This is a genomic window from Burkholderia singularis, assembly GCF_001718875.1.
Lineage (GTDB): Bacteria > Pseudomonadota > Gammaproteobacteria > Burkholderiales > Burkholderiaceae > Burkholderia > Burkholderia singularis.
Map to the genome: position 1 here is coordinate 1,044,707 of NZ_CP013448.1, position 22,469 is coordinate 1,067,175.

The window sequence follows — 22,469 nt, forward strand, 5'->3', positions numbered from 1 at the left end:
GGCGCCGACACGGGCCGGCGCCCGGTAAGCGGGCCGCCCGCAGCGTGTGCCGGGTGATCGGGGCGGGCGGCCCGCCCGCTCGTCGGCCGCTCGCGTCACGACGCCGTGCGATGCGCGACCGGCGTTTCCGGCGTCGGGTAGCTGGCGTTGCGGAATGTATCGAGAATCGCGCGATTGACGTCGCAATACACTTGCCAGTAGTGCGACGGATGCGCGAACGGCCGCACGAACAATAGCGGCCCTTCCGGTGTAAACGACAAAATGCCGATATCGGGTGCCGGCGTCGCGACGACGTTCGGCACTTGCTTGATCGCGGCTCTCAGGCGCTCGATCGCATCGTCCGGATCGACGCCGTTTGCAATCTTCGCGCTCAGATCCACTCGCCGCATCGATGTCGCGCTGTAGTTCGAGATGTTGTCCGAGAAGATCTTGTTGTTGCCGACGAGCGTGACCACGTTGTCGGCCGTGATGATCGTCGTGACGAACAGCCCCAGCTCCTTGACCGTGCCGGTCACGCCGCCCGCCGAGATCAGGTCGCCCACCTTGAAAGGGCGCAGCACCTGCATGAACACGCCGGCCGCGAAGTGCGCGAGCAGGCCGCCCCACGCCGTGCCGACCGCGAGGCCGAGGCCCGCAAGCAACGCAGCGAACGAAGTCGTCTGCACGCCGAACACTTGCAGGATCGCGAGCACCAGCAGCAGCGTGAGCAATACGCTGACGACCGACGTCAGATACTCCGACAACGTCGGATCGACTTTGCCGCTGTTGCGGATGAGCTTGCCGAGCAGATTCGTGGCGATCCTGATCGCCCAGCGCCCGACGATCCAGAGTGTGATCGACGCGATGACTTCGAGACCGAAATCGACGCCGCGAGTGAGAATGAAAGTTTGAATGGAAGTGAGATCCAGGTTCAAGATCAAAACTCCAGAATGGCGGGATGAACCAGGGTGGCCGCGAGACCGTGCAGTCACGCAAGCAACGAAGCCGCGAAAGGAGGCGCCTTTTTTATAGCCGACTCGCGCGGATCGAACAACCTCCCGCGCTGTCAGGGGGCGCGGGCGGCCGGATGGCGCGGCGTGAACGCAAATTGCCGGATGTCGCCGCGTCGTGCGACGATCGCGGTGCTTTCCGGAATCGATTCCCACGCATCGGGCAGCTCGACGAGCGGCTCGGACACGATGAGGAACGCGTCGTCTCCAACCGCCAGGATGCGCGGATCATGCGGATAGAGTTCGTGCAGATGGCGAAACGATGTGCTGTGAAAGAGCGTGCGCGAGTCGCGCTCGCTCGAATAGCGCACCGCGATGATCTGCTCGCCGTTTGTCGCGCAGACGGTCATGTTGAGCGGTGTGTCGACGCGGTGGCGCGCGGCCGCCTCTTCGATCGCGCCCGCCATGCGTTCGAGCGCGGGCAGCGGCGCCTGCTCCAGTCCGAACGTCAGCGCGAGATGGAACATCACTTCCGAATCGGTCGAACCCTCGATCGACGGGAAAAGCGCGGGATCGATGCGCATCATCAGATCGCGCCGCAACGTGTGATAGCGGCGGATCAGCCCGTTGTGCATGAATAGCCAACGGCCGTGGCGAAACGGATGGCAGTTGGTCTCCTGCGCGGGCGTATCGGTTGCCGAGCGGATATGCGCGACGAAATGCGGCGAGCGGATCGCGCGCGCCGCTTCGCGCAGATTACGGTCATTCCACGCGGGACTCACGCTGCGGTAGCGGAACGGAATTTCATCAGGCTGCCCATACCAGCCGATTCCGAAGCCGTCGCCGTTGGTCGTCGTCGCGCCCAGCCGCGAATGCAGGCTCTGGTCGATCAGCGAGTGTTTCGCGCGAAACAGCACGCTTTCGAGTTGAATCGGATTGCCGGTATAGGCGAGCCAGCGACACATCGCGAGTCCCTCCGCCGCGCGTGTTACGTGTTGGAGGTGCGTCCATATGTGTCTTCGAAACGGACGATGTCGTCCTCGCCGAGATACGCGCCCGACTGCACCTCGATCAACTCGAGCGGAATCTTGCCGGGGTTCTTCAGCCGGTGCGTCGCGCCGAGCGGAATGTAGGTCGACTGGTTCTCGGTCAGGATGATTTCGTTGCCGTCGTTCGTGACGACCGCGGTGCCCTTGACGACGATCCAGTGCTCGGCGCGATGGTGATGCATTTGCAGGCTCAACTGCGCGCCCGGATTGACGACGATGCGCTTGACCTGGAAGCGCTCGCCCTGATCGATGCCTTCATACGAGCCCCACGGCCGGATCACGCGGCGGTGCGTGACGGATTCCTGGCGGCCCGACGCGTTCAGCCATTCGACGACCTTCTTCACGTCCTGCGCCTTGTCGCGGTGCGCGACGAGCACGGCGTCGGCGGTTTCCACGATCACGATGTTCTCGATGCCGATCGCGGCGACCATCCGGTGCTCCGCGCGGATGTACGAATTCTCGACCGATTCGGTGAACACGTCGCCGATCAGCGCGTTGCGCTTGTCGTCGGTCGTGGCGATATCGGCGAGCGCGCTCCACGAGCCGATGTCGTTCCAGCCGAGATTGGCCGCGGCGACGACCGCCGCGTGCCCGGTCTTCTCCATCACCGCATAGTCGATCGACACGTTCGGGCTGGCGGCGAACGTTTCCTTGTCGAGCCGCAGGAAGTCGTGGTCGCGATGCGCGGCATCGAGCGCGAGTTCGGCCTGGCGCGCGATGTCGGGGGCGAGACGGCGCAGCTCGTCGAGATAGGTCGATGCCTTCAGCATGAACATCCCGCTGTTCCAGTAGTAGCCGCCGTCGGAGACGAAGCGCTCGGCGGTCGGCGCATCCGGTTTTTCGACGAACGCGTCGACGCGATAGACCTCCGCGCTGCCCGCGAGCGCGGCGCCGCGGCGGATGTAGCCGTAGCCCGTATGCGCCTGCGCGGGCGTGATGCCGAACGTGACGAGATGCTCGTCGGCCGCCACGGTCGCGGCCGTCTGCACGATGTCGACGAATGCGGATTCGTTGTCGATCACGTGATCGGACGGCAGCACGAGCAACAGCGCGTCGGGGGTCTCGCGATAGGCGAGCAGTGCGGCGATCGCGATCGCAGGCGCGGTATTGCGGCCTACCGGTTCGAGCACGATCGACGACGGCGTGACGCCGACTTGGCGAAGCTGTTCGGCGACGAGGAAACGTTGTTCGTTGTTGGTGACCACGATCGGCGCGCGAATGCCGGCGACGTCGCGCACGCGCAACGCAGTCTGCTGGACGAGCGTGTGTTCGCCGGCGAGCTTCAGGTACTGCTTCGGATAGCCGCCGCGCGACATGGGCCAGAGCCGCGTGCCGCTGCCGCCGCACAGAATGGTGGGATAAATGTTCATACGTTGCCTCGGATAGGGCCGTGGACCGGCCGGTGCTCGATAATGACGGCGCTATTTTTCATCATTTTCGCTGCTTTGAGGTTTAATAATTGCAACTTCGGTGACGGCGGCCGCACGTAAAGCCGCTCCAAGCATGAAATATCGCGCTCGGGCTGTAGATTGTAAGCTGAACCTAACATTGTGTGACGGGCACGGAATTGGCTGCGAAAAGTGAAGGGATCGGGATGAAACGGGCGTTTTGCGCGTGGTTCGCGGGTTTGGCGATCGGATGCGCTCCGTTCGCGTCGAGCGCCCGGGAGGGTGCGCCGGACACCGCCGGCGCATCGGCGCCCGGTGCTGCGGCAAGCGCGCAGAGTGCCGCCGATGCGGCGGCGGATAACCTGCAGGCGGCGATGCGGCGGGGCCGGGATCGGGTGAGCGCGCGGGATTTCGGCGCACTGTGCTCCGGAACGGGCGACGATACGCGGGCATTGCAGGCGGCTGTCGACAGCGGCTCGAGCGTCGAGCTGCCGGGCGGCACCTGTGTCGTGACTGATGCGATTCGCGTGCAGCCCGGCCAGATCGTGCAAGGCAATGGCCGAGGCAGGACGATCGTGCGCGTGTCGGCGCGATTCCGGAAATCCGCGCCGGGCGTGTTCTACACACCGGCCATGGGGCCGGCGTCGAATAATCGCGAAGGGCCGCAATTTCGCGATTTCAAGGTGACGTTCGAGCAACCGGATACGTCGTCGCGCGCCGAGCTGAACGTCTACCCCCCCGCGTTTTATCTGCGCAATGTGCCTCGCTTCACGATGTCCGACATGCAGATCAGCCAAGCGACGGTCGGCATCGACATGCGCGGCGATTCGGGCGGCGCGCGCATCGACAATCTCGAGATGTCTGCATACCGCGTGGGCATCGACATAGACGGCGCAACGGATTCGGTTCGGATCAGTCATCTGCATTTTTGGCCGTTCGACATCACGCAGCGTCAATATGCGATTTGGAACGCCGCGGCGCAGGTGTCGATTCAATCCGGCCGTTGTGACGACATTCACGTCGACAACCTGCTTCAATACGCGAGTCAGCTCAAGTTCATCAAGACTGCGAGCGGCACGACATTCGGCGAGCTGTCCAATCTCAATCTCGATTCCTTCGGCGGCCTGATCGTGCAGGGCGGCTCGTTGGCGATTGCGTCGAGCATTTTTTCGGTCGGCTACCGCGACTATCAGGCGATCAACATGACGGGCGGATACGTGCGCTGTTCTGCTTGCGTGTTCGCGGCGGTCACGCCGCTCGCTCGGCCGATGGTGCAACTGTCCGGCCCCGGCGGCGGATATTTGCAGATCTCCAACGGCCACTTTCGCACGTGGGGCGATATGACGGCCATAGCCGCCAGCGGCACGGGCTGGAACACGCTGATTTTGTCGGGCAGTCAATTCGAAACGGACGCGAATCCGCGCCTGTCTCACCCGGTCGTCGAACTGGGGCCGAACAGCCAGGGCACGATCGTCGGCAATCGGATCATCGGCGTGGGCAGTGGCTCGGGCGTGTTCATCGACGTCGCAACCGACGAAAACCACGTGATCGCGAATAACGTCGGCGTGGGCTGGCGGTTCGCATTTCCGCCGACATCGCGTCGTATGACGGCTTTCGGTAACGCGAATGGCGTCGACGGCGGCGTGCCCGGCAATCTGCACGGCGATTTGACGGTGGACGGCGGCATCAGCCATACGGGGCGCGAAGCGGACAAGTCGTACACGTTCGCGACGCCTGCCGATGGGCAAACCGTTACGTTTGCGGCGAAGAGCGGCTCGCTCGTGATGGCGCCGAAAGGCGACCTGCGTGCGTTGCGTATCCAGTTGCCCGCATGCGCGGCGCAATACGACGGGGCCGTGGTGCGCTATACGTCGTCGAAGGCCGTCGGAGCGCTGTCGGTCGATGCGTCGTCGGGTGCGGTCGCGGGGGCGGCGACGTCGCTCGTTCCGGGCACCGGGAACGCCTATCTGTGCCACGGCGGCAATGCGACGTGGTACAGGCTGTATTGATGCGCATCGAATGCTCCGTGGCGATGCGCGCGGGCGCTCACGCGCTGCACCGTTGACGTTATCCGATGCGCGTTACCCAATGCGAGATCGCATTGCGCGTCCAGCGAAAGATCTTCACGAAGATTCGCGTGCGGTTGCCGAGAATCGTGCCGAGCGGCCGGCGCGCGTGCGGCGCGAGCTGGGCGACCGCAGCCTCCGGCGTGGAGAAGAGGTGCAGGCGCCAGTCCCAATAGAGAGGATAACGGATCAATGCGCCAGCGACGAGCATATCGAGCGACAGCCTTCGCTCGCGCCACGCAAGGGGCGTGATCGCGTCGTGCGTCAGCCCCCAGCCGGCGTAGAACGGCAGGCCATAGGTGAAGACGGTTTTGCCGCGCAGTAGCGCGTCGAAACCGGCGAGCGACGATAGCGTGTGAATTTCGTCGGCGATTTCGATCAACGAAAGCAGATCGGCGTGCGTATCGACGACGTCGGCGAGCGTCTGCGCGTCGATCAAGCCCTGCCGGTTGCCGGACAACACATCCGGATGCGGTTTGTAGACGATGAATGCATCGGGACGCCGGACGCGCACCTCGCGCAGCAGTGCGTCGGACGTCGTGATGCCGAGCGTGCCGAATTTGATCGATGCGTCGTCCGCCACTTGGCCGGGCACCAACGCGACGGTCCGGCCGCTCGGCGGCCGCCAGTCGGGCGTGCGCCTGCCGAGATTGTATTTGGTGATGCCGGCTTCGACGATGCTCGCGCGTAGCCTGGCGGCGCGTTGCAGCTCGGATGCGTCGAACTCCGAATGATTGAGGATATCAGTCAAATCGTTCGGTTGGCTCGGATCGAAATACAAGCCGCGTGTGTCGATGACCTGGCTCCACGGCGCGCTCATATCGGAGCCGAGGCCGTTCGAGTGAATGAAGCCGTCTTCGATCCGGACGCAGTGTATCCCCCCGCCGATGTCGTCCCTGTGACGCGCGCCCCAGAGTGCGGCGTATTCGCCGGTGCGCAGCTCGGACAAACCGCGTATCCAGCGCAGTGTGCCGCCGCCCGCGCTCAGAAACGGCGTGGCGAACGGGCGCTTCCACCACTGGAAGCGAACGCCGGCGATGTGCTCCAACGCGGAAAAACGCGCTTCGACCGCATGCTGAAGCTGCACGCAGTCGATCGCAGCATCCAGTGTGCCGGGGCGATGCGTGTGCGGATCGAGATAGCGCGCGAACTGGACGAACACGGCATGGAAGAACGCCGGCAAGGTCGGGCGCGCAGTCCGCTCCGGCATCGGCGCATCGTCGTCGGACAAGCCCCATCCGGCATAGTAGGGCGTGCCGTAGACATGAACCGGCCGCCTCGCGAGTATCGGCAGCACGCCTTCCGAGGCGCTCAGCACATAGACGTGATCGGCGTCGAGCAGCGCCGCCCAGCGGCGATGCGATTGCGTCGGCGTCTGCGCGTCGCACGGGATCGCTGCGGCCCAGGACGATGTGAGCCAGGGGCCCGTGCCGGCATCGTTCGAGCGAATGATTTCGAATCGTGCGCCGGGATGGCGTGTGCGGGCGATATCGAGCATCCGCTTGAAGCGTTGTCTGCGCTCGTGGGCCGATGCGGGGTCCAGCGGCGACGTGACGCGCTCGTCGACGAGCGCGACGATCTGCCCGGCTGCCTGCGCGGGCGGGGTGGCGCCTTGCGGCCCTTCGTGCCTAGGCATGACGCCGCCGCTCATATCGAGCAAGCGGCGCATCAGGCGCGTCGCCAGCGCTTCGGTATCCCAAGTAATCTGAGATTTCAGCGCTTGATCGAGTTGCGCGACGAGTGACGTTGCGTCCGACGCATCGCCGGGCAAGACGAACCACGACAGCAACGGCGCGCGCGGCGCAGGGCGCAGCACGATGGGGCCGGGCCATGCGGCCCGCGCCGGACGCCCAATGCGGTGGGCGATGCGCAGCACGATCCTGCCGCAGCGGCTGTCCTGCCATAGCAGATCCGTGCGGCCCTGCACCCAGCACAGCAGCCGTGATCCGCGCGTGATGCCGCGCAAATCGAATTCGGTGTCGTGCGCATGCGGCCGGCGTGTCGCGAAGCGAAACATCTAGCCCAGCGACTCGATGAAGCGATCGACCTTTTCGAAATGTGTCGACCAGGTCGGCGCGCTGAACTGTTCGATTCTCGCAAGCTGCGCGTCGCGCGCGGCGCTCGATGGTTGCATATACGAAACAATCTTCGAAAACCAGCCGGGACCATCGAGCGGATCGAGATAATCGGGGATATCCGATGCGATTTCGCGGAACACGGGAAGATCGCTTGCGATCACCGGGATGCGATGCGCAAGCGCTTCGACGAGCGGCATCCCATAGCCTTCGACAAACGACGGAAACAGCAGCGCCTTCGCATGCTGCAGCCACGCGCGCATTCGCGCATCGGGGCACTGCGCTTGTTCGATGACGAGGCCGCGCAGATGCTCGCAGCGTTCGAGCATGTCGACGACGTTTTCACATTCCCAGCCGCGGCGGCCGATCAGAACGAGCCGCGGCGCGGCGTCGCCCAGGCGCTCGGCCAGATCGCGCCAGACATGCAGCATCAGCCAGTGATTCTTGCGCGGCTCGATCGTGCCCAGCATCACGAAGTACGGTTTGTCGAGCGGAGCGGCTTGCGCTGCGCCATGCTCGATGCCGGGCGCCAGATGCGCGACGACGCTCGGCGGCAACCTCAGGCGCGCCTGCCTCGCTTCGCTCGCGATCGAATCGAGCGTTGCTTGCGAGTTGGCGATCAGACCGTCAGCGTGACGCAGCGCTGTATGGATGCGCCGGCGATGAGCATTGCCTACGCCCGGGCGGCAATATTCGGCATGCGTCAGCGGAATCAAGTCGTGCACCATGAATACCGAGCGGATGTTGTGCTTGGCCATCGCGTGATAGTAGCGAGGAAACTCCATACCGGTATGGCTCGTGTGCAACAGGATGCCGCGCTCGATGCGGCGCGTGCGCGTGAGCGCAAGTGCCGCCCACGCGCGTATGACGGTGCGGCGAATGAACGGCCGGTCATGCGTGGATGACAACAAGCGGGAAAATATCTGCCGCGAGTCCTGCTCCGTCATGATCGTGAAGAAGCCCTGCTCGCTGACGACGGCACGCGCGCCGTTGCCGTATCTTTGTATATAGGCGAGCCCCACGCGATCGACGCCGGTTGGAATCAGGCCGGCATGCAGGCGTGACAGCAGGCGCGTGATGTCGAGAAGGATGGGCGTCACTCGATTGCGATTCCCTGGCGCAAGGTGGGCGTTGTGGCGGAGCAGGTGTGGCGGGATGTGTGACCGGTGCGCGGCCGCGCGTTTGAGTCCGATGCCGCAACCGACTGCGATCTCTTTCCATTTCGCACAATGTTTCGCCCGATTTCTATCTGAGACTTTTCTTACGGCATCCCAACGGATGCCGACTTAAACATAGGCTTTGCCGCTCAAACGCGTTATATATTCGTTGCAAGTTTTCAACCATGTGAAATTGGTGAAGAACCACGCCGCGAAGAATCGTGTAGTGAATTTTGCTTGCTGCATTGCGCACGATATTCGTGATCGACTATTCTATGCGAACGCGCAACGTGCGACAATTTGTGCCGATCCCAAATCTATACTCGTATCAAATGCCATTTACTTTATATCGGGTTCCTCTGTTATTGGCGTACGCTGCGGGTATCGTGGTTCTCACGAGCTGCTCGGCAATTCCGACATCGGGGCCCAGCGCGGCGCGAATTGCGCAGGTCTCCGAATCGCCGAATACGGCGGGCATACAGATCGTGGATCTGACGGATGACGTGACGCGCAAGCTGCTTGCGGAGCGTCGGACCGACGACTTTTCCGGCGCGCTCGGCAATGATCCCGCGTTTCAGCAGCAGCTCGGTATTGGCGACACGATCGAGGTGGTGATTTGGGAAGCGCCCCCGGCGGCGCTATTCGGAGCCGCGGGACTGACCGATGCGAGAAGCGCGTCGAGTTCTGCGATTGCCGCGCCGGGCAATGCGCGCGCGACGGTGCTGCCGGAGCAGTCGATAGACGCGGACGGAATGATCAGCGTGCCCTTCGTCGGCAACGTGAAGGCCGCCGGCCGCACGCCGGTGCAATTGCAGCGCGATATCGTGGCTCGGCTCAAGCACATCGCGCACGATCCGCAGGTGTTGGTGAGGTTGTCGAAGAATACGACGTCGTATGTGACGGTCGTCGGCGAGGTCGTCAAGAGCGATCGCATGGCGTTGACCGCGCGTGGAGAGCGTCTGCTCGATGCGCTTGCGTCCGCCGGCGGCGTGCGTCAGCCGGTCGACAAGATGACGATCCAGGTGACGCGTGGCAAGACGGTCGCGTCGTTGCCGTTGCAGTCCGTGATTCAAGACCCGAAGCAGAATATTCCGCTGCGCGCGGGTGATGTCGTGACGCTGCTGTACCAGCCGTACAGCTTCACGGCGTTGGGTGCAACGGGCAAGAATCAGGAAGTTCAGTTCGAGGCGCAAGGTATCACGCTCGCTCAAGCGCTGGCACGCGCGAACGGGCTCGACGATTCGCGCTCCGATGCGCGCGGCGTGTTCATTTACCGTCTCGAGGACGCGAAGGCATTGACGTGGCCTTCGCAGCCGGTCCGCACCACGGCCGACGGTAAGGTTCCTGTTATTTATCGGGTCAATCTGCGAGACCCGGAATCGTTTTTCGTTACGCAAAGCTTCATGATGGACAACAAAGACTTGTTGTATATCTCGAACGCTCCGGTCACCGAGCTGCAGAAAATTCTGAACTTGGTGTTCAGCGTAGCCTACCCGGTGACGACCGGCGTACAAACCTTCAGATAGTCGACGATCAGATCGACGTCGTTCCCGCCTCGCGTAGCGGCATGGGATTCATGCCGCGGCATTTCGTGCAGGCGGGCGCATGATTCCGACCGGCAGGGTGGTTTGCGGCCCGGCGTGCCTGGGCCGCTCTTTGCCGGATTCGCAGAGAGGGCGGCGGTACGATGCAGACGATACGCAGAATCGCGCTGACGTGCGATTTCCTTCGAGTCGATTTGAGCAGAGGGAAAGCGGACAACGGCCAATATCGGAATCTGGACTGGCTGGTCCAGATTCTAGGCGTACTCGCATTCGAATCGAAATGGGGCGTGCGTGCCGACGTGATCGTGCCGCCGCTCGACAGCGCGGGATTGCGTGCGTCGCTCACCAGCGATATTCACGCGCAATATCTGGCCGATTCGCCGGCTGCCTGGGCCGCGCTTTACGATGCGGACGATTTGCCGGCGTTTGCGGACACGGTGGCCGCGCTGCTCGAATACGATCTGATCGTCGGTTTCGAATTGCCTCCCGTGCTCAAGCGTCTGCTTGCGCGCGGCGGCAAGACCTATCTGAGCTTGCACATTCATCCGCTGCGGTTTCTGCGCGATCTATGCTTCTACGGATACTCGAATTCGGCTGAAGTTTGCGACATGCTTTCGGCGTTTGGCGTGCCGGATCACGAGATCGCCATGCAGGTTCGTCGGCTGCGTGCTCTTTTTTTCCGTAGACATATTCCAGCCTTCGATGTGCCCGCGCAAACGCCCGTTCTGATTGGGCAAACACCGTGCGATGCCGCTTTGATTCGCGACGGCCGCTTCGTGCAATGGCGTGATTGCCGGCAGAGCCTGGATGCGCAATTGGCCGGATATGACGAAATTTTCTTTCTCGAACATCCGTATGAAGTTAAAAATGGAGCCGTCACGGAATTTCTGCGTTCGGAGCTTGGCAAGAGTGTGACGTCCGTTCGTGCGAACGGATACGGATTTATTTTTTCCAGTTGCGACATTCCGTTTTTTTTATCGTTATCTTCATCGTTAGGGCTTGAAGCCCAACATGCGGGACAGCGATGCGATTTTCTGTTGTCGCATCCGTTAAATAAATTCATGGTACCTGGTATAGATCGCGGTGCATCGGCGATCGGGCATGGCGTTTTGTTCGATGCTTTTTGGGAGCGTTTGCTCGGCCGGGCCGGCGACGAGGTGATTCGGCGCGATGAATCGGATGTCGGCTGTTTTGCGGCCGGCAACAATTATCTGCGCAGCAGTTTGGAATCCTGGGCTTTCCATGAATTGGACAGAGGAGAGATTCAGCAGACAAGCCGCCGGCGGTTGATCCCGGCGGCCTCGGTGGGCAACGCGCAGTCGGATCGCGTCGAACTGCGCTCGCAGCGGATGGGCGAGATGGAAGTCGAGCAGCTTCCGCGGCCTTTGCGCATGGGCGAGCGGATCGCATTCGATTTCTCGAAGTCCGCTGTCGAACATTATTTGCTTGATGGTTTTGCCGCACATGAGCCGGACGGTGTTCGGATCGACTGGGCGAGAGCCGTCATGCAAATGCCGCTCGACAAAGCATGCGAACAGGTGATGCTGCGGGGGAAATTGACAGCATCGGTGCCTCGCGAATCGCTTCGATGGCGGCCGACGCTTGCGCTCGACGTCGACGGCAACGAAGTCGACAAGATCGTGTTTGGGCAGGACGACGGCGGCCACCGTTGCATGTCCTTTTGTGCTCCAGTGAGCGGTGGGTTGCGCCTGCTTGGTTTTCTCGCGTCGTGGGACGGATGCGACGGAGATGACGAAATGCAAGCAGCCTCGGAATTATCCGGGCCCTTGCTCGTTGCTCTCGAATGTTCGATCGATGTTCAGGATGCCATAGCAGGATAATCGCGCGATGCGGCGGCGGGCTTGCTTGGCTCGTCGACGTAGCATGCATATGAAGCAGGCGCAAGGCGATGTTGTCGGAATGATGAATTAAGGAATGCGATAGAGCTGTTGAAAAATGTTTTAGGCAATGTGCGGCGAGAATGGGCCATGATGCCCCTTCGCTTCGCATGCGAAAGGAGACAGCAAGCAGCAATGAGATACGAAGGATGACGATTGCCGTTTGGCTCAATTCGCCGCCACGGCTCCCAGAGGCGTGAAAAATTGTCTAGCGTAATCATGTTGACTAATACCCGGTACGAGAATATTGCGTCGGCTGCCACACTCGAAGAGATGTTGGTGTACGACGGCATAGAGTTTGTCTATTGCGCATATCGCACGCTGCTGGGACGGGACCCCGATCAGGAGGGCGCGTCATACTATTTGTCGAGACTGGAAAGCGGCGTCAACAAGCTCCAGATCATCGATCAGCTGTGTTCGTCGCCGGAGATGAAGCCGGAGCGGCGTGCGCTGCCCGGCCTTGAATATGCGATGTTGCATTGGCGCCGTTCCCGATGGCCACTCGTCGGCAAGCTGTTCGGGCCATCGGATGTCGGGCGGTATATTGGCGCGGAGCAGAAGTTGCAGCGTGTCGAAAATTCACTCGCCGTGTTGTCGAGCGAGACCGCCACGCATCTGAATCAGGTGAATGCGCGTTTGTCGCATACGCAGGAATTGCTCGAACAATTGCGGGAGATTGTCAATCTGCAGATGCGGCAGTCCCGATACGCGCTGCATGGCGGCGGCCCGGTGCTCGGCCGGACGAATGAACGGTTCGTGTTCAATCTATCCACCAGCCATCACTGGCGTGCGCAACCGGTTGGCATCGTGCGCGTCGAGCGGGAACTCGCGAAATATCTCGCCGATTACGAGAACGTGAGGTTCGCGCTGTGGGATGCCGCCGCGAAGGTATTGCGGGAGCTTGACCGCCGCCACGTGGACAACATTCTGTCCGAACGCTGGTGCGATAACACGGATACCTCCGTTGCCCAATATCACCACGGGACCTTGCCGCAGCTCGAACTGTCGGGTGCCGACACCTTCGTTTCGGTCGGCATCGATTGGGATCTTTCGCCGATTCACGACATCGCAAAATATTTGCGCAAGTACCGCGTGAAGATGGTGGGCTGCTGCTACGACCTGGTGCCGATCCTGTTCCCGGAATTCAGCGCGCGTCAGGAAATGGCGCAAACGTTTCGTCGTCACTTCGTCGATATGGCGCATACGGCGACACAAGTGCTTGCCATCTCGAACACGTCCCGCAAGGACTTGATCAATTTCTGGGAGGAGGCCGGCGTCGAGACGCATTTTCCCGACGTTCACGTCATTCCGCTCGCGGCGCCGGCGCGCGGCGCCGGGCTTCCTCAGTTGAACGAAAAGGATGTCGATACGTTGCGGCACGTGCTGTATCACGGCAAGTACGTGCTGTACGTCAGCTCGCTCGAAGCGCGCAAGAACCACCGGCTGCTCGTCAATGTCTGGCGCGAGTTGTATCGCGACCGTGGCGCCGACTGTCCGCAGCTCATCTTTGTCGGCATGAAGGGCTGGGGTATCGACGACATGCTGCATCAGATCGGGCGGATGCCGGTGTTCAAGAATCACAGCAAGATCGTCTGGTTGCAGAACGTCAGCGACGCCCTGCTGGCGCACCTGTACGCGAACTGCCTGTTCACGGTGTTCCCGAGCATGTACGAAGGGTGGGGGCTGGCGGCGACGGAATCGATGTCGTTCGGCAAGGCATGCGTGATCGCGAACAACAGCGCGCTGCCGCAAGCCGCGCAAGGGCTGATGCCGCAGTACCACCCGGGCGATTTCTTCGGCTGGAAAAACGAGATCACGCGCCTGATCGACGACCATGCCTACCGTCTCGAACTGGAGCGCAAGATCGCGAGCCAATACGTGACCCGAACCTGGGCCGACTTCTCGCGCGAGTTCTGCGAGAAGCTGCTCGTCAACGTTTAACCGCTGCCGTTGCGCCCACACACGACATGGTCAAACAAGTCACCTCGAAACAACGCATCGTCGTCAACGTGACGGCCAGCGCCGGCTGGCGCCGACGCCCGGTCGGCATCATCCGGGTCGAGCGCGAGCTGGTCAAGCAACTGCGGCGCCTGCACCCCACGCGCATCGAACCGGTGCTGCTCGATCGCCAAAGCGGCGAATGGAAGCTCGCGGGCGTGCCGCTCTTCGACGAGATCTGCTCGGACGAATGGGTGCTGGCCGACAACCCGGATGAAGTGCCGCAAGCCTTGAAGAAGCCGCTCGCGCCGTTCAAGCCGAGCCCCACCGACAAGTTCGTGACCGTCGGCAGCGACTGGTCGTTCGACATCCCGGACCGGGTGATGCGCCTGTACGGCCAGCACAAGGCGCTCGTCGCCGCGCTGTACGACCTGATTCCGCTGCTGTTTCCGGAGTTCACGCCCGGCCCGGAATTTTTCGATCAGTTCCACCGCCATTACCGCGACGTCGCGAAATACGCGCAATCGGTGTTCTCGATCTCCGAGCATTCGAAGCAGGACCTGCTCGAATTCTGGCAGCGCGCCGGGCTGAGCGGGCCGCTGCCACGCGTGGAGGTGGTGCCGCTGGCGGGGCTGCCGCGCAAAGCGGCGCTGCCGCAGTTGAGCGCGGCCGAGCGCGCGCAGTTGCACAGCCTCTGCCACGCGGGCGAATACGTGATGTTGGTGAGCACGCTGGAGCCGAGAAAAAACCACCAGCTGATGCTCGACATCTGGCGCCAGTTGCACCTGGAGCGCGGCGCGCGCTGCCCGCGGCTGATCTTCGTGGGCATGCGCGGCTGGGGCGCGGAGAACATGATCCAGCAGATGGGGCAGATGAACGCGACGCGGGACGGCAAGATCGAGTGGCTGCAAGGCGTGGGCGACGATCTGCTGATGCATTTGTACGCGAACGCGCTGTTCGCGGTGCTGCCGAGCCATTACGAAGGCTGGGGGCTGGCGGCGACGGAGGCGGCCAGCTTCGGCAAGGTGTGCGTGACGTCGAACAACAGCGCGCTGAGCGAGGCGACGGGCGGCTTGTCGCCGAGCCACCATCCGCTGGATCTGCCCGCGTGGGAGCGCGAGATCCGGCGCCTGATCGACGAGCCCGAGTATCGCCAGGGGCTGGAAACCCGGATCGTGAACGGCTTCGTCCAACGCACGTGGGACGATTTCGGCCGCGAATTTTCGACGAAACTGCTTTGACCGACGCCATGCGAGAACACGCCGCACGAATTCTGCAGGTTACCCCTTATCCGACGATCGATCCCCGTCACGGCGGCCAGATCCGCTCGGCGCAGATTGCCGCCGAGTTGCGCGCGGCCGGCTACGAGGTCAAGAGCGTCGCGGTGTATGTCGCGGACGATTATCCGCAGGCGGGCGAGGACGACATCGCGTTCGATTCGAAGTCCGAATACTGGCATGACGATCTGCCGTGGCTGTCGGATTACTACAGCGGGGTGTTCGGCGCGCGCGACGCGAAAGCGTCGGCGCGGCTGCAGGCGGTGATCAATGGGTATCGGCCGCAGGCGGTGGTGGTCGAGCAGCCGTGGCTGTTCAAGGCGGTGCAGCGGGTGGCGCCGCCGGGCACGAAGCTGATCTATTCGTCGCAGAACATCGAGTGGCGGCTCAAGGACAAGCTGTTCGCGAGAACGGGCCATCCGCAGCGGGAGACGCTGATCGAGGCGATCCGGGAGATGGAGCACGCGGCGGCGCGCGACGCGCATCTGGTGGTGGCGTGCACGGAGTCGGACCTGGCGTATTACCGTGACGTGTCGGGCAAGCCGGCCTTCAACGGCGTGGTGGCGGGCAACGGGGTGGAGCCGTTCTCATGCACGCCGCAGCGGGTGGCGGAGTGGCTGGCGTTCTTCAGTCGGCCGATTCCGGTATTCGTGAGCAGTGCTCACTTGCCGAACGCGCAGGGATTCTGGGACATGATGGCGCCGGGGCTGACGTTCCTGCGCCCGGACGAGGACATTCTGGTGGTGGGCGGGGTGAGTTCGATCATCATGCAGGCGCCGGGCTACCAGCGGTATGCGGACGTGAACCTGAGCCGGCTGAACATAGCGGGGCCGCGGGAGAAGACGGAGCTGCAGGCGCTGGTGCGGGCGAGCCACGTGGTGCTGCTGCCGATCACGGATGGGGAGGGCTCGAATCTGAAGACGGCGGAGGCGCTGGAATCGGGCTGTCCGATCGTGGCGACGAGCAAGGCGTTTCGCGGATTCGAGGCGGCGATGTCGCTGCCGCACGTGCAGATCGCGGACAACGCGCGGGATTTCCGTGTGGCGGTGCGGCGCGCGCTGGACCGGCCGAGGAAGACGGATGCGACGCCGCTGGAGGTGCGCTCGAAGTATTACTGGAAGCATCAACTGAAAGGTTTCGTCGAGGCGATGCGCCCGCTGTCCGAAGCCAGGGCGACGGCAGCCAAGGCCAGCGCAGCGGCCGCAGTGCGTTGACGCAGCACGGGCTCACGCTTCCTGCCGCATCGTGCGGCAGGAAGCTTGGATTGATAATGGATGAACCACGACACGAAGGGTTGATATGAATCCTGTTGCTGTTATTACCGGAATCACTGGGCAAGATGGCGCTTACTTGGCTCAGTTGCTGCTGGACAAGGGGTACGTGGTGTACGGCACGTATCGCCGTACCAGTTCGGTCAATTTTTGGCGCATCGCGGAGGTGGGGGTCGAAGGGCATCCGAACCTGCATCTCGTCGAATACGATCTGACCGATCTGAGCGCGAGCATCCGGCTGCTTCAATCGACGAACGCGACCGAGGTGTACAATCTCGCCGCGCAGAGTTTTGTCGGCGTGTCGTTCGACCAGCCGGTCACCACGGCGGAAATCACCGGCATCGGCCCGTTGAATCTGCTCGAAGCGATCCGGATCGTGAATCCGAAAATCCGCTTCTACCAGGCGAGCACGTCGGAAATGTTCGGCAAGGTGCAGGCGATTCCGCAGACGGAAACCACGCCTTTCTACCCGCGCAGCCCTTACGGCGTCGCCAAGCTCTATGCGCATTGGATCACGGTGAACTACCGTGAGAGTTACAACATCTTCGGCAGCAGCGGGATTCTGTTCAATCACGAATCGCCATTACGTGGCCGTGAGTTCGTGACGCGCAAGATCACCGATAGCATTGCGAAGATTCGCGTCGGCAAGCTCGACGTGCTGGAACTCGGCAATCTGGATGCAAAGCGTGATTGGGGATTTGCCAAAGAGTACGTCGAGGGGATGTGGCGTATGCTGCAGGCGGACAAGCCCGACACCTACGTTCTCGCGACGAACCGGACCGAGACGGTGCGGGATTTCGTGTCGATGGCCGCGCGCGCGGCGGGTTTCGAATTGGCTTGGGAAGGAAAGGATATCGCCGAGGTGGGCGTGGATATGCGTACCAACAAGCCGATTGTCCGTATCAATCCCAAGTTTCATCGGCCTGCGGAAGTCGATCTTTTGATCGGCGATCCGGTCAAGGCGCGCCGCGAACTCGGCTGGGAGCCGAAGACCACGCTCGAGCAGCTTTGCCAGATGATGGTCGACGCAGACATCCGTCGCAACGAAGCCGGCTTTTCGTTCTAATGCATGGCAAAAATTCTCATTACTGGGATCGGCGGCTTTACCGGCCGCTATCTCGCCAGTGAACTGGTGGCGCGCGGACACGAGGTCTGCGGCATCGCGCATCGTCCGATGCCCGAATCGGCATTTCGCGTCCACGCGTGCGATTTGCTCGACAGCGATCGTTTGACCGACATCCTGAGCGCCGAGCGGCCGGAAGTGCTCGTGCATCTTGCCGCGATCGCGTTCGTCGCGCACGGCGACGCCGGCTCGGTGTACCAGACGAATATCGTCGGTACCCGAAACGTATTGCATGCGATCGACGTGTCCGATGCGCAGCCGAAATCGGTGATCGTCGCAAGCAGTGCGAACGTTTACGGCAATGCGACCGAGGGTGTGATCGACGAGCAGGTCATGCCGGCGCCTGCGAATGACTACGCGGTCAGCAAGCTGGCGATGGAATATGTCGCGAAGCTATGGGAAGGGCGGCTGCCGATCACGGTCGTGCGGCCGTTCAACTATACGGGCGTCGGGCAAGCGCACAATTTTCTGATTCCGAAGATCGTTTCGCATTTTCAGGATCGCGCGCCCGTGATCGAATTGGGCAACCTGCACGTGGTCCGCGATTTTTCGGACGTTCGGGACGTGGTCCGCGCATATGCGGCCGTGCTCGAAGGCAATCATGCCGGGCAGACATTCAACGTGTGCTCGGGCGTGGGCACGTCGCTGCAGGATGTGCTCGCGATGGCGAGCGACATCACGGGCCATCATCCGGAGGTTCGGGTCAATCCCGCATTCGTCCGCGGAAACGAAGTGCACAAGCTGATCGGCAGCAATGTTCGCCTGCAGCAGGCGATCGGCCCGATTCAGCCGATTGCGCTGCGCGATACGCTCGAGTGGATGCTGGAGCATCGTTGGTGAAATTGGTGCTCGGTGTCGATGCGGTGGCCGTGCCGCTGACAGGCATCGGGCGCTACGCGTGGGAACTTGCGCGTTACTACGCCGCGCACCGGGACGCGATCGGTTCCGTGCGCTTTTATGCGGGCGGCCGCTGGTTCGACGATCCGGCGCATTTGTTGGACGAAGCTTCGCCGCGTCGCAGGAGGCGCAAGCTGTTTCGTGCGCCGGCGATGCTGCGCCGCTGGAATGAGCAGCGGCGAATGGCGGGCAGCTTGTTTCATTCGCCGAATTATTTCCTTCCTCAATCGGTCGAGCGGGGGATCGTCACCATTCATGATCTCTCGGTGTTCAAATATCCGGAAACGCATCCGTCGGAGCGGATCAGGCAGTTCGAGAGCGGCTTCGCATCGACACTGAAGCGTGCTGTGCATTTGATTACGGATTCCGAAGCGATTCGCGCCGAAGTGGCGGCATATTTCGGATGGCCATCCGATCGGATCACGGCAGTCCCGTTAGGGGTGCCCGACGGTTTTCGCCCGCGTGCAGCCGGCGAACTGGCCCAACCGTTATCCGAGCTTGGATTGCAGCCGGGCGCTTATGGCCTGTGCGTATCGACGCTCGAGCCGCGCAAGGGGATCGACCGGCTGATCGCCGCCTATCGCGCATTGCCTCACGCATTGCGCGCGCGCTATCCGCTTGTGCTGGCGGGAAGCAAAGGGTGGCTCAACGACGAGCTGATGACCGACATCGAGTGCGCTGCCCGGCAGGGATGGTTGCGCTACGTGGGTTTCGTCCCGGAGGCATCGCTGCCGATGCTTTACGCAGGCGCGCGCGCGTTTTTCATGCCGTCGTTCTATGAAGGATTCGGGCTGCCGGTGCTGGAGGCGCTCGCCTCCGGTGTGCCGACGCTCACGTCGGATCGCTCGTCGCTGCCGGAGGTGGCGGGCGGCGCCGCGTGGCTCGTCGCGCCGGACGATCATTCGGCCTTGTTACAAGGCGTCGAGCATGTGCTGTGCGACGAAACCTGGCGCGCGGCGGCTGTGGAGCGCGGTATCGCAGTGGCGGCGGGGATGACGTGGGAGCGCTGCGCACGCGGCACGCTCGCAGTCTGCCGTCGTTTCGCGTGATGGGTCAACGACGCTCGCAGGCCACCGTTTCGACGATGAGTGCTTCCAGTTGTGCGGCGCTGGCTTTCCACGTCAATGGAGCCAGCGCGTTGCTGTTCTTTGCCGAACCGTTTCGCAAGTTCGTGAGCCAGTCGCGCAGTTGCCCGCTCAGCGTGGTGCTGTCGTCGGCGCGGAAGTAGACGGCGTTTGGGCCGGCGATTTCGCGGAATACAGGAATATCGCGCAGGAACAGCGGAATGCCGCAGGTCGCGGCCTCGATCAGCGGCAGGCCGAAACCTTCGGCTTCGGAGGCGGCGAGCAGGCCGTGCGCATGCCGATAGAGCCACGCAAGCTCGGTATCGGTAGTCTCGGTCAGCCAGAACAGCCGCCGCCCGAGTTCGCGATGGCCGTGCAGACGCGCCGCAATGGCTTCGACATGCCAACCGCGTTGTCCGACGATGACGAGCGCGGTGTCTTCGCCCGCTTCCCATAGCGACTGGAATGCGTCGAGCACGAGTGCGTGCCCTTTTCTCGGCTCGACGGTGCCTACCATCAGGACGACTTTCGCATCGGCGGGCCATTGCGCGGCGATCGCCGGCGCTTCGGCGAGATCGGCGGCGACGGGAAGATTGGCGCCCAGGTGAAACCAGCGCACGAGCGGCGCATTCGTGCGCAATCCGAAGTGATCGCGCATGTAATTTTCCGTTTCATTCGCCACAGCGCTGGAAATGCAGAAGAGCGCGTCCGAATGCACGGCCAATGTGGACAGCCAGCGTCGGAACGAGCGGCTCGCGCGGCGTGTGAACCAGTCAGGGCGGAATACCGGCAGCAGGTCATAGACGACGAATGCGAAGCGTACTCCGCGTGCGCGCCATTGGAGCAGGTCGAGTTGACGGCTCGGAAGAATCCGGCTTGTCAGGTCCAAGCCCAGAAAGACATCTCCCGCGGCCGGCTGCACCGGCTCGTCGTTGCGCGGGCCGGGCGTGCCCGTCAATTTGGCGAGGTAACGGTCGGCATATCGATAGCGATGGCGCCGCGTCGCGCGCACGGCGCGCACGTCGAAGCCCGGCGGCGGCGATTCGAGCAACTGGAGCAGCAGGTTGCGCGTGACGCGTTGAATGCCCGTGCCCGCATCGTGCGAAGCGATGATCGACACGTCGACGAACAGCGTGCGGCGTTGTCCATCGGCAGCCGCGAGCATCGGCGTGATAGCCGAGACGGCGCGCCGTGCGGCGCCGGCAAACGCCTGTCCGCCCCAGGCAGCGGCATATTGCGCGGCTGCAGCCACGCCAATGCGCAGCGGCCGCACGCGCGAGGATGGCTGGCGCACCGGCACTCGGTTCACGTGCTCGCGGGAAGGGGCGGGATGTGCCGTACCGTCACGCGGCGCTTTTCTGATAGAACTCGTAGGCATGCTCGACTGAATCGAACGAATGCAGCCTGCCGTCGGCCAACACCGAAGCGCGATCGCAATGCTGCCGGATGTAGCTTGCATCGTGGCTGACGATGATGAGCGCGCGCTCCTTGCGACGAATGAACAGCTCATGGTGACATTTGTCGTGAAAGCGGCTGTCACCGACGGCGACGATCTCGTCGATCAGGAAGCAGTCGAATTCGATCGCCATCGAGATCGCGAACGCCAGACGCGCGCGCATACCGGCCGAGTAGCTCTTGACCGGTTCGCGCAGGTAGTAGCCCAGCTCCGAGAATTCGAGGACGAACGGTTCGGCTGCTTTGGGATCGGCGCCATAGACGCGGCAGATGAAACGCAGGTTGTCCATGCCGGTCAGGCTGCCTTGGAACGCGCCGCCGAACGCGAGCGGCCAGGACACGCGCATGCTGCGATGGATGCGGCCCGACGTCGGCAGCTCGGCGCCGCTGATCAACCGGATCAGCGTCGATTTGCCCGCGCCGTTGCGGCCGAGAATGCCGACTTTTTCCCCCGGCTTGACGCGAAGGTCGATCTGATTCAGTACGCGGCGCCTGCCTTGCCGCGTGTGATAGTCCTTGCAGACGCGTTCAAGCTCGATCATTCCGGTTCCACCCTCCTGCCCGTGTCGCGAACGAGATACAGGCCGACCAGCAATAGAATTGCGTCGCTGAACACCATGTATTGGACACTATAGTACGGCGTCACGAGCGAGCCGAAGTATCCGGCGCGCAGCATCTCGGAGCCATGCACCATCGGCAGCAGCAATACGTAAGGCTGGAATTTTTGAGGAATCCACGACACCATGAAGACCGACCCGGACAGTGGAAAGAGCAGGTACGAAACGGTGTGCCAGACCCGCTCGATCGCTTCGCTGCGCTCGGACAGCGCTCCGATGATGAGCGCGAGGCTGCTGCCGAACACGATGAAATGCAGCCATCCGCCGAGCACGAGCAGCACGTCTTCGGGCGGCTTCATCATGCCGACGGTGATGAAAAGAATCGTGAGAAATGTAAACGACATCGTCGCGCCCCCGATTTCCAGCAGCAGGCGGGCGAAGAAAAAATCGAGCACGCGCACGTTCCGGTGATAGAGGAGCGCTTGGTTCGGCAGGATCGCGAGCGCGCAGCGGTTCGCGCAATTTCGCCACAGCAGCACGGGCGAGTAGCCCGTTACCGCGAATGCGGTGACGGGCAGCGACGAGCCGTGCGTCATTTTGGTGACCGTCCAGAGCGTGAGCACGCCGACCGTGAACATCATCGGCTCGAAGAACATCCACAGAAAGCCGATGTTGTGCCGGCCGAATCTCGTCAAGATCTCCCGCATCAGCAGCGCGCCGACCACGCGCGTCTGGATTGCGATCGAACGTGACAGCGGAGTGTCGTGAGTCGCCATTGCCG

17 protein-coding genes are annotated in these 22,469 nt (G+C 62.6%); 9 read left to right on the forward strand and 8 right to left on the reverse strand.

Annotated features, from left to right (window positions below; all coding sequences use genetic code 11):
* Positions 1–95 precede the first annotated feature (95 nt).
* The 3 genes from AQ611_RS04760 to AQ611_RS04770 all read right to left on the reverse strand — a co-directional run bounded on the left by AQ611_RS04760 (position 96) and on the right by AQ611_RS04770 (position 3,348).
* Positions 96–908, reverse strand: coding sequence for a mechanosensitive ion channel family protein (locus AQ611_RS04760; protein WP_069235135.1), 813 nt, complete (start codon positions 906–908; stop codon positions 96–98).
* A 137-nt stretch (positions 909–1,045) separates the two neighbouring features.
* Positions 1,046–1,894 carry a class II glutamine amidotransferase gene (locus AQ611_RS04765; RefSeq protein ID WP_059513301.1) on the reverse strand — a complete coding sequence of 283 codons (849 nt, stop codon included), beginning with the start codon at positions 1,892–1,894 and terminating at the stop codon, positions 1,046–1,048.
* A gap of 23 nt (positions 1,895–1,917) precedes the next feature.
* Positions 1,918–3,348 (reverse strand): mannose-1-phosphate guanylyltransferase/mannose-6-phosphate isomerase, encoded by a 1,431-nt coding sequence (locus tag AQ611_RS04770; protein ID WP_069233846.1) that lies wholly within the window; start codon positions 3,346–3,348, stop codon positions 1,918–1,920.
* Between the two features lie 224 nt (positions 3,349–3,572).
* Here AQ611_RS04770 and AQ611_RS04775 point away from each other — a divergent pair, with 224 nt between their 5' ends.
* Positions 3,573–5,375 carry a glycosyl hydrolase family 28-related protein gene (locus AQ611_RS04775; RefSeq protein ID WP_069233847.1) on the forward strand — a complete coding sequence of 601 codons (1,803 nt, stop codon included), beginning with the start codon at positions 3,573–3,575 and terminating at the stop codon, positions 5,373–5,375.
* Between the two features lie 58 nt (positions 5,376–5,433).
* Here AQ611_RS04775 and AQ611_RS04780 read toward each other — a convergent pair whose 3' ends face one another.
* Complete coding sequence (locus AQ611_RS04780) at positions 5,434–7,449, reverse strand: capsular polysaccharide export protein, LipB/KpsS family (RefSeq protein ID WP_083237231.1); 2,016 nt, start codon at positions 7,447–7,449, stop codon at positions 5,434–5,436.
* On the reverse strand, positions 7,450–8,607 hold the full coding sequence (locus AQ611_RS04785; RefSeq protein WP_069233848.1) for a glycosyltransferase family 4 protein: 1,158 nt from the start codon (positions 8,605–8,607) through the stop codon (positions 7,450–7,452).
* A gap of 389 nt (positions 8,608–8,996) precedes the next feature.
* Here AQ611_RS04785 and AQ611_RS04790 point away from each other — a divergent pair, with 389 nt between their 5' ends.
* The 8 genes from AQ611_RS04790 to AQ611_RS04825 all read left to right on the forward strand — a co-directional run bounded on the left by AQ611_RS04790 (position 8,997) and on the right by AQ611_RS04825 (position 19,661).
* Positions 8,997–10,190 (forward strand): polysaccharide biosynthesis/export family protein, encoded by a 1,194-nt coding sequence (locus tag AQ611_RS04790; RefSeq protein WP_069235137.1) that lies wholly within the window; start codon positions 8,997–8,999, stop codon positions 10,188–10,190.
* Positions 10,191–10,513: 323 nt separating this feature from the next.
* Positions 10,514–12,049 (forward strand): hypothetical protein, encoded by a 1,536-nt coding sequence (locus tag AQ611_RS04795; protein WP_146011774.1) that lies wholly within the window; start codon positions 10,514–10,516, stop codon positions 12,047–12,049.
* Positions 12,050–12,325: 276 nt separating this feature from the next.
* Positions 12,326–14,047 (forward strand): glycosyltransferase, encoded by a 1,722-nt coding sequence (locus AQ611_RS04800; RefSeq protein WP_083237232.1) that lies wholly within the window; start codon positions 12,326–12,328, stop codon positions 14,045–14,047.
* A 26-nt stretch (positions 14,048–14,073) separates the two neighbouring features.
* Positions 14,074–15,285, forward strand: a complete 1,212-nt coding sequence (locus tag AQ611_RS04805) for a glycosyltransferase family 4 protein (RefSeq protein WP_069233850.1) — start codon at positions 14,074–14,076, stop codon at positions 15,283–15,285.
* An 8-nt stretch (positions 15,286–15,293) separates the two neighbouring features.
* Positions 15,294–16,535, forward strand: coding sequence for a glycosyltransferase (locus tag AQ611_RS04810; RefSeq protein ID WP_069233851.1), 1,242 nt, complete (start codon positions 15,294–15,296; stop codon positions 16,533–16,535).
* Positions 16,536–16,620: 85 nt separating this feature from the next.
* Complete coding sequence (gmd, locus tag AQ611_RS04815; protein WP_059520058.1) at positions 16,621–17,658, forward strand: GDP-mannose 4,6-dehydratase; 1,038 nt, start codon at positions 16,621–16,623, stop codon at positions 17,656–17,658.
* A gap of 3 nt (positions 17,659–17,661) precedes the next feature.
* Positions 17,662–18,555: an NAD-dependent epimerase/dehydratase family protein gene (locus AQ611_RS04820; RefSeq protein ID WP_059520057.1), complete on the forward strand. Its 894-nt coding sequence runs from the start codon at positions 17,662–17,664 to the stop codon at positions 18,553–18,555.
* Complete coding sequence (locus tag AQ611_RS04825) at positions 18,552–19,661, forward strand: glycosyltransferase family 4 protein (protein WP_069233852.1); 1,110 nt, start codon at positions 18,552–18,554, stop codon at positions 19,659–19,661. Before AQ611_RS04820 ends, AQ611_RS04825 begins: the two co-directional genes overlap by 4 nt.
* 4 nt (positions 19,662–19,665) lie before the next feature.
* Here AQ611_RS04825 and AQ611_RS04830 read toward each other — a convergent pair whose 3' ends face one another.
* From AQ611_RS04830 to AQ611_RS04840, 3 genes are read right to left on the reverse strand one after another with little or no spacing between them, the layout of a single operon-like run.
* Positions 19,666–20,970: a glycosyltransferase family 4 protein gene (locus AQ611_RS04830; RefSeq protein WP_231935904.1), complete on the reverse strand. Its 1,305-nt coding sequence runs from the start codon at positions 20,968–20,970 to the stop codon at positions 19,666–19,668.
* A gap of 49 nt (positions 20,971–21,019) precedes the next feature.
* Positions 21,020–21,673, reverse strand: a complete 654-nt coding sequence (locus AQ611_RS04835; protein ID WP_059520056.1) for an ABC transporter ATP-binding protein — start codon at positions 21,671–21,673, stop codon at positions 21,020–21,022.
* The gene (locus AQ611_RS04840) at positions 21,670–22,464 is read right to left on the reverse strand and encodes an ABC transporter permease (protein WP_059520055.1); all 795 of its coding nucleotides are present in this window, start codon (positions 22,462–22,464) and stop codon (positions 21,670–21,672) included. Before AQ611_RS04840 ends, AQ611_RS04835 begins: the two co-directional genes overlap by 4 nt.
* Positions 22,465–22,469 lie beyond the last annotated feature (5 nt).

Coding starts and splice junctions, on each gene's coding strand:
- AQ611_RS04765 (WP_059513301.1), bottom strand. CDS start 1,894: ATGTGTCGCTGGCTCGCCTATACCGGCAATCCGATTCAACTCGAAAGC.
- AQ611_RS04770 (WP_069233846.1), bottom strand. CDS start 3,348: ATGAACATTTATCCCACCATTCTGTGCGGCGGCAGCGGCACGCGGCTC.
- AQ611_RS04775 (WP_069233847.1), top strand. CDS start 3,573: ATGAAACGGGCGTTTTGCGCGTGGTTCGCGGGTTTGGCGATCGGATGC.
- AQ611_RS04780 (WP_083237231.1), bottom strand. CDS start 7,449: ATGTTTCGCTTCGCGACACGCCGGCCGCATGCGCACGACACCGAATTC.
- AQ611_RS04790 (WP_069235137.1), top strand. CDS start 8,997: ATGCCATTTACTTTATATCGGGTTCCTCTGTTATTGGCGTACGCTGCG.
- AQ611_RS04800 (WP_083237232.1), top strand. CDS start 12,326: ATGTTGACTAATACCCGGTACGAGAATATTGCGTCGGCTGCCACACTC.
- AQ611_RS04805 (WP_069233850.1), top strand. CDS start 14,074: ATGGTCAAACAAGTCACCTCGAAACAACGCATCGTCGTCAACGTGACG.
- AQ611_RS04810 (WP_069233851.1), top strand. CDS start 15,294: ATGCGAGAACACGCCGCACGAATTCTGCAGGTTACCCCTTATCCGACG.
- gmd (WP_059520058.1), top strand. CDS start 16,621: ATGAATCCTGTTGCTGTTATTACCGGAATCACTGGGCAAGATGGCGCT.
- AQ611_RS04820 (WP_059520057.1), top strand. CDS start 17,662: ATGGCAAAAATTCTCATTACTGGGATCGGCGGCTTTACCGGCCGCTAT.
- AQ611_RS04835 (WP_059520056.1), bottom strand. CDS start 21,673: ATGATCGAGCTTGAACGCGTCTGCAAGGACTATCACACGCGGCAAGGC.
- AQ611_RS04840 (WP_059520055.1), bottom strand. CDS start 22,464: ATGGCGACTCACGACACTCCGCTGTCACGTTCGATCGCAATCCAGACG.